This is a genomic window from Candidatus Krumholzibacteriia bacterium, assembly GCA_030748535.1.
Taxonomy (GTDB): domain Bacteria; phylum Krumholzibacteriota; class Krumholzibacteriia; order JACNKJ01; family JACNKJ01; genus JASMLU01.
In genome coordinates this window covers 113,607-124,331 of sequence record JASMLU010000002.1, presented here as the reverse complement: position 1 = coordinate 124,331, position 10,725 = coordinate 113,607, and the positions used below count along the sequence as shown (strand labels likewise).

15 protein-coding genes are annotated in these 10,725 nt (G+C 57.6%); all 15 read left to right on the top strand.

Annotated elements, in window-relative coordinates; translation table 11 throughout:
• Position 1: 1 nt before the first annotated feature.
• Entirely contained in the window at positions 2 to 739 is a 738-nt protein-coding gene (locus tag QGH30_04510; GenBank protein ID MDP7021599.1) for a biotin--[acetyl-CoA-carboxylase] ligase, read from the top strand.
• A complete protein-coding gene (locus tag QGH30_04505) occupies positions 736 to 1,464 on the top strand; it encodes a type III pantothenate kinase (GenBank protein ID MDP7021598.1) in 729 nt (242 codons plus the stop codon). Before QGH30_04510 ends, QGH30_04505 begins: the two co-directional genes overlap by 4 nt.
• 166 nt (positions 1,465 to 1,630) lie before the next feature.
• Positions 1,631 to 2,113, top strand: a complete 483-nt coding sequence (locus QGH30_04500) for a RimK/LysX family protein (GenBank protein MDP7021597.1) — start codon at positions 1,631 to 1,633, stop codon at positions 2,111 to 2,113.
• A gap of 143 nt (positions 2,114 to 2,256) precedes the next feature.
• On the top strand, positions 2,257 to 3,906 hold the full coding sequence (gene groL, locus QGH30_04495) for a chaperonin GroEL (protein ID MDP7021596.1): 1,650 nt from the start codon (positions 2,257 to 2,259) through the stop codon (positions 3,904 to 3,906).
• Between the two features lie 127 nt (positions 3,907 to 4,033).
• Positions 4,034 to 4,396 (top strand): dihydroneopterin aldolase, encoded by a 363-nt coding sequence (folB, locus tag QGH30_04490; protein ID MDP7021595.1) that lies wholly within the window; start codon positions 4,034 to 4,036, stop codon positions 4,394 to 4,396.
• On the top strand, positions 4,393 to 4,920 hold the full coding sequence (folK, locus tag QGH30_04485; protein MDP7021594.1) for a 2-amino-4-hydroxy-6-hydroxymethyldihydropteridine diphosphokinase: 528 nt from the start codon (positions 4,393 to 4,395) through the stop codon (positions 4,918 to 4,920). Before folB ends, folK begins: the two co-directional genes overlap by 4 nt.
• Positions 4,910 to 5,563, top strand: a complete 654-nt coding sequence (locus QGH30_04480; protein ID MDP7021593.1) for a deoxynucleoside kinase — start codon at positions 4,910 to 4,912, stop codon at positions 5,561 to 5,563. The genes folK and QGH30_04480 overlap by 11 nt, the downstream gene beginning before the upstream one ends.
• Entirely contained in the window at positions 5,563 to 6,405 is an 843-nt protein-coding gene (gene panB / locus QGH30_04475) for a 3-methyl-2-oxobutanoate hydroxymethyltransferase (GenBank protein ID MDP7021592.1), read from the top strand. The genes QGH30_04480 and panB overlap by 1 nt, the downstream gene beginning before the upstream one ends.
• Complete coding sequence (gene panC / locus QGH30_04470; protein ID MDP7021591.1) at positions 6,405 to 7,277, top strand: pantoate--beta-alanine ligase; 873 nt, start codon at positions 6,405 to 6,407, stop codon at positions 7,275 to 7,277. The genes panB and panC overlap by 1 nt, the downstream gene beginning before the upstream one ends.
• Positions 7,277 to 8,023: an NTP transferase domain-containing protein gene (locus tag QGH30_04465; protein ID MDP7021590.1), complete on the top strand. Its 747-nt coding sequence runs from the start codon at positions 7,277 to 7,279 to the stop codon at positions 8,021 to 8,023. The genes panC and QGH30_04465 overlap by 1 nt, the downstream gene beginning before the upstream one ends.
• The gene (locus QGH30_04460) at positions 8,020 to 8,505 is read left to right on the top strand and encodes an HIT domain-containing protein (protein MDP7021589.1); all 486 of its coding nucleotides are present in this window, start codon (positions 8,020 to 8,022) and stop codon (positions 8,503 to 8,505) included. The genes QGH30_04465 and QGH30_04460 overlap by 4 nt, the downstream gene beginning before the upstream one ends.
• The gene (locus tag QGH30_04455; GenBank protein ID MDP7021588.1) at positions 8,498 to 9,001 is read left to right on the top strand and encodes a LytR C-terminal domain-containing protein; all 504 of its coding nucleotides are present in this window, start codon (positions 8,498 to 8,500) and stop codon (positions 8,999 to 9,001) included. The genes QGH30_04460 and QGH30_04455 overlap by 8 nt, the downstream gene beginning before the upstream one ends.
• Positions 9,002 to 9,003: 2 nt before the next feature.
• On the top strand, positions 9,004 to 9,273 hold the full coding sequence (locus QGH30_04450; GenBank protein MDP7021587.1) for a DUF4321 domain-containing protein: 270 nt from the start codon (positions 9,004 to 9,006) through the stop codon (positions 9,271 to 9,273).
• Positions 9,261 to 9,530, top strand: coding sequence for a twin-arginine translocase TatA/TatE family subunit (locus QGH30_04445; protein ID MDP7021586.1), 270 nt, complete (start codon positions 9,261 to 9,263; stop codon positions 9,528 to 9,530). The genes QGH30_04450 and QGH30_04445 overlap by 13 nt, the downstream gene beginning before the upstream one ends.
• A gap of 285 nt (positions 9,531 to 9,815) precedes the next feature.
• The gene (locus QGH30_04440; protein ID MDP7021585.1) at positions 9,816 to 10,688 is read left to right on the top strand and encodes a hypothetical protein; all 873 of its coding nucleotides are present in this window, start codon (positions 9,816 to 9,818) and stop codon (positions 10,686 to 10,688) included.
• Positions 10,689 to 10,725: the final 37 nt, after the last annotated feature.

Sequence of the window (10,725 nt, the reverse complement as noted above, 5' to 3'; positions counted from 1 at the left end):
AATGAAAAGGCTTCCGGAAATGGAGTCGAGGTTCCAGCACTGCCTTCGGGGAACCTGGGGTCGGCAGCTGAGATTCTTTGATCGGGTCACGAGCACGCAGGATCTTTTGGCAGAATGGAAAGACGCGGAAGAAGGAGATGCGGTTCTGGCGCTCAGCCAAGGCCGGGGGCGAGGACGAAGGGGGCGTGAATGGCAGGATTCTCCCGGCTCTTCGCTTCTGGTTTCCGTCCTCATTCTCCCTCGCAGAAGTCCTGAAGATTTGGGGGGGCTGCCTTCCCTGGTCTCCGCTTTGGCACTGCTTCGTTCTCTTGGTCGTGAAGACCTGAAGCTCAAGTGGCCCAATGACCTGCTCTGGAAGGGTCGCAAGCTGGCCGGCCTGCTTCCGGAATCGAGAATCGAGTCTGGCCGTTTCCGCTGTCTTCATCTTGGCTTGGGTCTGAACCTCTCGCCCTTTCCGGAATTGCCGCAGGGGGCCTGTAGTCTGAAAGAGATTCTCGGGAGAGATCCGGAAGCAGAAAGGGTCTATGCCGCATTCCTCTTCGAACTGGAAGGGGCCTTCAAGGCACTGGACCGCGGAGAAGAGTCAGGACTGCTTGAGGACTGGAAGCGTCACTGGAGTCCGGATCAGGAAAAATGGCAGGGACAGGAAATCCGCGGACTCGGTTCCCGGGGGGAACTGATTCTCGCAGAGGGCACAGCTCTGGCTGGAGCCGCCGACGGAGAGGAGAAGAGAGGATGAAGCTACTATGCCTGGATCGGGGAAACAGTAGCCTGAAGGGGATTTTATATCAGGACGATCAGGCAATTGCCCGACTGAATCCTGCCCTTCCTGAAAAAGAGGCATTGAGGGAACTCCTGTCCATGGAACTGGAGGGCATCGCCCTTTGCAGTGTCCGACCCTCGGAGGATGTCCTGATCCATGCACTTGCCGGAGAGGTCGGACAGAAGGTCTGGCAGGTGAAGGGTGATTCCCCGACGCCTTTCCCGGTGGACATTGACAAGCGGAAAACTCTGGGTCCGGACAGGATTTGCAACGCCGCCGCCGCCGTTTTTCAGAAGCGGAATCCGGTCGTGATTGTAGATGCGGGGACGGCGATCACGCTCGATCTTGTGGATCTTGAAGGAGTCTTTCGGGGAGGGGCCATTCTTCCCGGACCCCGGCTCTGGCTCGCCTCTTTGGCCGGGGGCACGGAGTTGCTGGGCCAGGTGGAGCCGAATCCGAAGGTGAGTCCTCTGGGACGACACAGTCAGGAGGCGCTTCAGGCCGGACTTCTCGGAATGGGAGGAGCCGTTCAGGAGCTGATTCTTCGTCTGGGGGACTTGCTCTCCGAAGACTTTTCCGTCATTCTCACCGGCGGGGCTTCAGCCTTCCTCGCAGACACCATGCCCGACCTGGCTTTCGAGAGGGAGGCGGACTGGACTCTGGAGGGGCTTCGTTTCCTGCATAAAGAATCCCGGCCCTGAAAGGAGCCGGGATCCCGGGAGAAGCCTGCCCGGAGGCATGCTCCGGTACAGATGGAGCGTGGACGAATCTCAGGGAGAAGCTGTCGATTTCGTCCACCCCTTGTATCGTCCCTTCCGGGAAAAGCTGAAGTTCTTTTCTTGCATATTCTCCCAAAGGAGAGCGGGTATGAAAGAAATGCTGCGAATCGGCTGGAAGGAAAAGGTGGCATTTCCGACCTGGGGGATGAGCCTTCGCGCCCGGGTGGAACCCTCTGAAGCCCTTTCGACCCTTTCTGTGGAACGAGTGGAAGCGATCGGACGGGTGCGAGATGAGGAGGGACGGCGCCGACTGGTGCTAAAAATTCTGGTTCCCCTGGCTCGCGGAAAAAGCCGTAGCAAAACGGTCCATGCCTTCTATCATCGCCGTACCCGTCTGGGAGAAGCCGAGGGTCGCCACTATGTGATCCGGGTTCCTCTTCGGGTAGGCGGCACGCTTCAGGAAGCAGAGCTTGCGCTTCTGCCCTCGGAGCGCCGGCAGCACTTTCTCCACCTGGGAAGGGAGCTTCTCTCCGGGCGCTTTCTCGTGGATTCCTCCGTCAGTTACCTGCACCGGATTCCCCGAACCTCTCTGGAGGCCGATCCGCTACTTCCCTTGCCCGGCACGGATTAATTCCCGGAAGCGTCTTGCAGGGATTTCTTGCGCTTCCTATATTGCATCCACACTGGCAAAGAGCTGAGGCTATTGCCAAATCCTTTGTCATACAAGGTCTTACGAGGGTTTTCAGGGAGAGAACCCGATTACAAGGAGAAGAAATGTCCAAGCAAATCGAGTTCAATATCGATGCCCGCAATTGGCTGAAGTCCGGACTGGATCAGTTGGCCAATGCGGTGAAAATCACTCTCGGTCCCCGCGGACGCAATGTCATTCTGGACAAAAAGTTCGGAAGCCCGACCGTCACCAATGACGGCGTGACTATTGCCAAGGAAATTGAACTGGAAGATGCCTATGAGAACATGGGCGCCCAGCTGGTCAAGGAAGTGGCCACCAAGACGAATGATGTGGCTGGCGACGGAACCACTACGGCGACACTTCTCGCTCAGGCCATCGTGACCGAGGGCCTGAAGAATGTCACTGCCGGCGTGAATCCCATGTACCTGAAAAAGGGTATTGCCAAGGCCGTCGAAGTGGCGGTTTCGGCGATCGGGGAGATGAGCAGTGAAGTGAAGGATCGTGAGGGCATCGCCAATGTGGCCTCGATCTCTGCGAACAACGATCGCGAGATCGGCGAGCAGATCGCCGAAGCGATGGAGAAGGTCGGACACGAGGGCGTTATTACGGTGGAAGAGGCGAAGAGTCTCGACAGTTTCCTCGATGTGGTCGAGGGCATGCAGTTCGACCGTGGTTACCTCAGTCCCTATTTCGTTACCGATGCCGAGCGCATGGAAGCGATCATCGAGAACGGTCTGATTCTTCTCTACGACAAGAAGATCAGCAACATGAAAGACCTGCTTCCGGTTCTCGAGAAGGTAGCCCAGACGGGCCAGGCTCTTCTGATCATTGCCGAAGACATTGACGGGGAAGCTCTGGCGACCCTCGTTGTCAACAAGCTGCGCGGCACCCTGAACGTCTGTGCGGTCAAGGCTCCCGGCTTCGGCGACCGTCGCAAGGCCATGCTCGAAGACATCGCCATCCTCACCGGCGGTACGCTGGTTTCCGAGGAAATGGGCCGCAAGCTCGACAGCGTGACTCTTGAGGATCTCGGCAGTGCGAAGCGCATCACCATCGACAAGGAAAACACCACCATCGTCGAGGGTGCCGGAGAAGAGGGTGCGGTTTCTGCTCGCGTGAATCAGCTTCGCAAGCAGATCGAGGACACCACGAGCGACTACGACCGTGAGAAGCTGCAGGAACGCATGGCCAAGCTGGCCGGCGGTGTTGCGGTGATCAATGTGGGCGCGGCGACCGAGACCGAACTGAAGGAAAAGAAGATGCGGGTTGAGGATGCGTTGAACGCCACCCGCGCTGCGGTGGAAGAGGGTATCGTGCCCGGAGGTGGCGTTGTCTTCCTCCGGATCGTCGATGCTCTCGACACTCTCGAAGGCCTGAGCGACGAGGAGCAGACGGGCGCGAATATCATTCGCAAGGCTCTCGAAGCTCCCCTGCGCCAGATTTCCGAAAACGCCGGCGTGGACGGCTCCGTGATCATCGAGAAGGTCCGCAATGAGGAAGGCGACTTCGGCTACAATGCTGCGACAGGCGAGTTCGAGAACATGCTTGCCGCCGGCATCGTGGATCCTGCGAAGGTCAGCCGTTCGGCGCTTCAGAATGCTGCGAGCATTGCGGCGCTTCTGCTGACCACCGAGGCCATCATCGCAGATCTCCCCGAGAGGGAGAATGCGGCGTCGGCCGCGGCCGGCATGCCGGGTGGCATGGGTGGCATGGGCGGCGGCGGGATGTTCTAGCTCCCGATCCAGCCTGGATTTTAGCCCCGGAAGCAGTGTCTTCCGGGGTTTTTTCTTTGCCCGGGGGCTTCCCTTGACAGCCCGCCTTTCGCTCTCTAGTCTCTCCGGCAATCGGGGGGAGAGCACCTTGGATTGCATCCGGCTGAAGGATATTCTGGTCTTCGGACATTACGGGGTCAGTGCCGAGGAACGGGACCTGGGCCAGCGCCTTCGCATGAACCTGCTTCTGGAACTGGATCTGTCTCACGCTGCCGAGAGCGACAGTCTGAAAGACACTGTCAGTTACGAAGACCTCTACCGCAAGGCAAAGGAGACGGCGGAATCCGAGTCCAGCCATCTCCTCGAACATCTTGCCGCAAGGGTGGCCGATCGGGTGATGGAAACCTGGCCGATTGTTCAAGCCGTAAGCGTTTCTCTTTCTAAACTGAACCTTCCTTTCCCCGGAGAGTGCCGGGAGGCGGAAGTGGAAGTACGCAGGGAGAGAGCATGAGAGAAGCACCTCGCCTGGTGGCTCTTTCTTTGGGGAGCAATCTCGGAGACCGCCGGAGCCACTTGAGAAGAGCTCTCCGCCGGCTGGATGAGGTCCTCGAGGACACTCGCCTCAGTTCCCTCTGGGAGACCGAGGCCGTAGAAGTGGATGAGAAGCAGAATCCCTATCTTAATCTCTGCCTCAGCGGCTCTTGCCGCTTGACGGCCCGGGAGCTTCTGGAATATTGCAAGGGACTGGAAGTGGAGGCAGGGAGAAGGCCGGGAGGACATCGCCTTCCCCGGGAACTGGATGTGGATCTTCTCTTTCTGGACCAGGAGAGGCACCGGGACAAGACCCTCTCTCTTCCCCATCCGGGATTGCCCGGGAGGAGATTTGTTCTGGCCCCGCTCGCCGAGATCCTCCCGGACTGGAGGCACCCGGAACTCGGTTTGACGGTTCGTGAACTATTGTCGAATGTGGGGGAGGATCAAGCGGTTCGCAGGCTTGAAACAGGCAAGGACGGTTGGGATTATCATGGCGAGTGAACAGCAGACAGCTTCCTATATCGTGATTGAAGGTGTGATCGGGGTGGGAAAGACCAGTCTGTCCCGCCTGCTTGCCGAAGAAATGGATGCCCGCCTGAATCTGGAGATCGTGGAAGAGAATCCTTTCCTGTCGGAGTTCTATTCCGACCCCCGCTCCAACGCATTCAAGACGCAGGTTTTCTTCCTTCTGTCTCGCTACCGCCAACAGCAGTCCCTTTTTCAGGGCGAACTCTTTCAGTCCCGCGTGGTCAGCGATTACCACTTCGACAAGGATCGCATTTTTGCGAACATCAACCTGAGCGATGACGAACTGGGCCTCTACAATCTTGTGGCGGATGCCCTGACGCCCCGGGTTCCCACGCCCGACCTGGTGATCTTCCTGCAGGCTTCCATGGACAAGATTCTCGAGAGAATCGCCCGCCGGGGGCGCCCCATGGAGCGGGATATTCGAAGGGATTACCTGGAATCCCTTGCGGAAGCCTACAATCACTATTTCTTCCACTATACGGGGACGCCCTTGCTGGTCGTGAACACGGACAACATCGACTTTGTCTCGTCACGGCAACAGCTCTTGGACCTGAAGGCCAGGATCCTGACTCCCTTTGAGGGCACCCTCTACTATGTCCCGACCTGGGAGGACTAGTGGCAGAGAAAAAGAAGACCATACTCTGTTTTCAGAAGATGAAGGATCGTGGCGAGAAGATCGTCGCCCTGACGGCCTATGATTATCCCTCCGCCCGCATTCTGGATCGAGCGGGCGTGGATCTCATTCTGGTGGGGGATTCGGCTGCCAATGTGGTTCTGGGATACGACTCCACGCTACCGGTGAGCATGGATGAAATGCTGATGCTCTCTTCTGCAGTGGTTCGAGGCTGCCACCGTGCTTTGGTGGTCTCAGACATGCCTTTCCTTTCCTACCAGATCAGTCCTGAGCAGGCTCTCGAAAATGCAGGCCGCTTTATCCGGGAGTCAGGAGCGGGAGCGGTCAAGCTGGAGGGCGGGCGCCGAAGTGTTCCCGCTATCAGCAAGATCGTGGAAACGGGAATTCCCGTGATGGGACATCTGGGCCTGACCCCGCAGAGCTATCTGCAGATGGGGGGCTATCGGATCCAGGGCAAGGAAAGCAGGGAAGCGGAACTGCTGGTGGAGGAAGCGCTGGCTCTGGAGGAAGCGGGGATCTTTGCCCTGGTTCTGGAGGGAATCCCCTGGACTCTGGCCCGACACATCAGCGGTAAACTTCGCATCCCGACGATTGGAATCGGCGCGGGAGCGGAGACCGACGGACAGGTTCTTGTTCTTCATGACATGCTGGGTCTGGAGGCTGGCGACCTCAAATTCGTGAAACGCTATGCTGATTTGGGCAAGGATCTTCAAAAAGCAGTCGAAGACTATGCCCGGGAAGTCAGACAGGGACAGTTCCCCGCCGAAGAGCATCGCTTCGAAGCTCCCAGTGCCCATCGGGCAGCTGGCGAGGACTCTTCTTGATGGATGTTCTGCGCAGTGTTGCCGACATGCAGGCCTGGAGCCAGAGGCTTCAGCGTGCAGGAGAGGACATTGCCTTTGTCCCGACCATGGGAAACCTGCATGAAGGGCATCTGGCCCTGGTTCGCCGCGCCCGCAGGGAAGCCCAACGAGTGGTCGTCTCCATTTTCGTCAATCCCACTCAGTTTGGACCGGACGAGGATTTCGAGCGATATCCCCGGTCTCCCGAGGAGGACATGGCACTTCTTCGACAGGAAGAAGTCGATGCCTGTTTTCTGCCTTCGAAGGAAGATCTCTATCCCGGGGACAATGCGCTGACCTTTCGACTGGACTGGGGACTGGATCAGCTCTGTGGCCCTTTTCGCCCCGGACACTTTGAGGGAGTTCTCAGTGTCGTGGCCCGCCTCTTTCATGCCCTTACTCCGAGCCATGCAATCTTCGGCCAGAAGGATGCTCAACAGGCTCTGCTGATCCGGCGAATGGTTCGGGATTTTCATTTCCCGCTGAAGCTGATCCTGGAAAAAACCGTGAGGGAAGAAGACGGTCTTGCCATGAGCAGCCGGAACTCCAATCTCAGTCCCGAGGAGAGGCGGCAAGCTCTGGCCCTTCCGCGCGCGCTTGCTTCTACAGAAGAGGCTCTTCGTTCGGGAGAAAGAGAAAGCTCCCTTCTGGAAGCCCGGGGCCGCGAGCAACTGGAGGGATTGAAGCTCGAGTACTTCTCAATGCTTGAAGCGGAGAGCCTTCGCCCGGTCTCCCGCCTGGAGTCCGGTCTCTATCTCCTTGCAGGAGCCATACGATTTAAATCCGCCCGCCTGATCGACAACCGGGTTTTCCTTGTCGATGGGGAGCGGGTGGAAGAAGGGATCTTGTTCTGATGTCAGAGCGATGTGCTGCTCTTGTTCTTGCCGCCGGCAAGGGAACCCGCATGAAGAGCGATCTGGCCAAGGTGCTTCATCCTCTGGATGGAAAAACCCTGATTCGCTGGGTTCTGGAGGCTTCCCGCGAGGCGGAACTCGGGCCCATGATTCTGGTCCTGGGCCATCAGGCCGACCGGGTTCGGGAGAGTCTGGACGGAGAAGCGGATCTTCAGTTTGTCCTTCAGGAAGAGCAGAGAGGGACGGGACACGCCGTCATGATGGCTCGTGAGATTCTGGATGGTCTCGAAGGCGATGTTCTGGTACTGGCCGGGGATGTTCCCCTGATTCGTGCGGAAACACTGCGAAATCTTCTGGACTATCATCATTCCCGGGATGCTGCGGCCACGGTACTGAGTGCCGTTCTGGATGATCCCACGGGCTACGGCCGCATTCTCCGCAACGCAGATGGTGATCTGGAAGCCATTCGGGAGCATCGTGATGCCAGTGAGGAGGAGCGTGAGATCCGGGAGATCAATTCCGGGATCTATGTCTTCAAAGTGAGTTTGCTTCTCGCTGCTCTTGATCAGTTGGGAAATGACAATGACCAGGGCGAGTACTACCTGACCGACACGCTGGAAATCCTTCGCTCAAGGGGACAAAGAGTGGCCGCGCAGATCTGCCCCGATCCTTCGGAACTTGAGGGGATCAATGACCGGGAACAGTTGCTGGCGATGGAACAGTCTCTCCGGGAGCGGGAAATATGAACCTTCTCTTTACCCCCTGGCGCAGAAAGTATGTGGTGGAAGGTGAGGGGCGGGACGACTCCTGTGTCTTTTGCCGCCTTCCTGACGAGGAGGAACGGGACTTTCTTCTGGAGACCGAACACTGGTATCTCGTTCTCAATGCCTATCCCTACTGCAATGGGCACATGATGCTGGTCAGCCGAAGGCATCTGAGTTGGCTCTCTGACTTGAGTTCCGAAGAGATGATGGAAATGCCGGCGCTTCTTGCGAGAGCGGAGTCGGCCCTGAGGATAGCTTACTCTCCGGACGGGATGAATCTCGGCATCAATATCGGGTCGGCGGCGGGAGCCGGAGTACCCGGTCATCTTCATATTCATCTTCTTCCCCGCTGGATCGGGGACACCAATTTCATGACTTCTCTTGGCGAGACTCGCATCCTGCCTGAAGAGATTTCCCTGACCTTCGAAAAGCTCAGCAAGGCACTGGAAGAGGGCCATGGCTAAGCGCGGTCAGAGAATTGGCGGGTTCTTCTTTTTCCTCTCCCTGGTCTTTCTGGTTCTTCTTGTGTTCTCTCTTGTTCTGCGCTACGGGGAGCCCCTTCAGGAAAATGTGGATCGCTGGATTGCCATCGGCAAGAGCGGAGATAGCAAGGAAGAACCTCTCATCCTTCCCCACGATGTGGGAGACAGGAAACTTGCCTTGAGAATCCAGATCCTCAACGCCACCCGCGTACAGGGGCTTGCCGCCAGAACCGGCGAAATTCTTCGGGTTTGGGGCGTAGACACGCTGGATCGCGACAATGCTCCTCCCTGGCCTTTCAATGAAACCCTCCTTCTGTTGCGACGGGGGAAGGACGATGAACTGAAGATCCTGTCGGAGTGGCTGGGAGGGGTTCCGGTTCTGACCCAGAAAAGAGAAGATCTGATGCTGGACGCAACGCTCATCATGGGGCATGATTGGAAGCGTTACAAGTGGCCGGATTCCCGACAGGGGAGGTAGGCGTGGTACTTCGAAGAAAATCCATCAAGGCGATACTCCTGACCGTTCTTTTGGGCATTGCCGTAGGAACCGTGTTGGGCGATGTCCTTGCCCTGGTCCTGCCGGATGGAATTGCCCGGGAGGTTCTGACGACCTCCGCAGAGTACAACTTTGATCCTTTCACACTGAACCTCATGGTCATCAGCTTTACCTTCGGCTTCAGTCTCAAGTTCAATGTGGTCTCCGTTCTCGGGATCTTTCTCATGGTGCAGCTTCTGAAATGGTCCTGGTAGCGATTGTGGGGGGCATTGGAGGATGGGAGCTCTTTCTGGTCCTCGCCGTGGCTCTATTGATCTTCGGCCCGGACAAGCTTCCCCATCTTGCCCGGAAGATTGCAGGACTGACAATTCGCATGAGGGAAGTAAATCGGGACTTTCAGCGGGAAATGTACCGAAGCATCGACGAGAGTGGGGAAGAGGAGGCTCCTCGCCCCCGTCCGGAGACCCGTAGTGTGGAACGGGAGTCTGGCGAAGATCCTGGGGAAACTTAAAGGTTGTGCCTCTGAGAGTGTATCTGGCCTTCTTCCTGCCCTCTGTGGGGTATGGAGAAGCTATCACTACAGGATCCCCGCTGGCAACCGCCCTTCTGCCCGAACCATAAGTGCCGCTATCACCAGCACTTCCAAGGCCCCTGGCCCTTCAAGAAGCAGGGATTCTACCGGCGAAGTCAGGCTCCCCGCACTGTCCAGCGATTTCAGTGCAAACACTGTAAACGCTCATTCAGTGTACAGACCTTCTCCCAAAGCTACTGGCAGAAGAGACCGGACCTGGATCGAATGATCTTTCTCAAGATCTGCGGCGGCATGGCAGCCCGTCAAATTGCCCGGGACCTGGAAGTTGCTCCCTCTACTGTGGATCGCCACATTGAACGACTCGGCCGACACTGCCTGCTCTTTCACCGTAATCTGATGCAAGATTATCAGTTACAGGGAGATCTCGTCATCGACGGCTTCGAGACCTTTGAACTCAGCCAGTACTTTCCCTTCCATCACAATCTGGCAGTAGAGGCCGAAACGGGCTTCTTCCTCTCCTTCACCGACAGTGAGTTGCGCAGAAAGGGACGCATGAGAGAGGATCAGAAGAGTCGGAGAGGGGAACTGGAGGCGCAGTGGGGTCGTCCTGATCCGAAGGCCGTGGAGAAGGGAGTGCGGGAACTGCTCGAGGATGTGCTGGCGGGAGAAAGCCGAGTGGTGATCCGCAGCGATGATCATCGGGCCTATCCGCGTGCCATGTGGGGGATTTCGTGCAGCATCGAGCACCAGGTGACCTCCTCCAAAGACTACCGGGACCGGCACAATGCACTCTGGGAGATCAATCTTCTGGATCTCCTGCTACGCCACAGCAATGCCAATCACAGAAGAGAGACATTGGCCTGGAGCAAGCGTCGACAGAACTCGAGCCTGAGGCTGGCGATCCTGCTGGTCTGGCGCAACTACCTGAAGAAGCGTTGGGAGAAGGGGAAACGGGAGACCCCGGCCATGCTCAAGGGCTTGTGCAAGAGACCCCTGAAGAGGGAGGAGATTCTGACGGAGAGGCTCTTTCCGAAGAGACAGAAGCTCAGTCCGAGATGGGAGCACTACTACCGGGGGAGCATCCATACCAGAGCGCTGGGAAAAAACCGGGAGCACACTCTCAGTTACGCCTATTAGAGTGGAAGCAGAGGAAGAGAAAAGGACATCCCGCCGG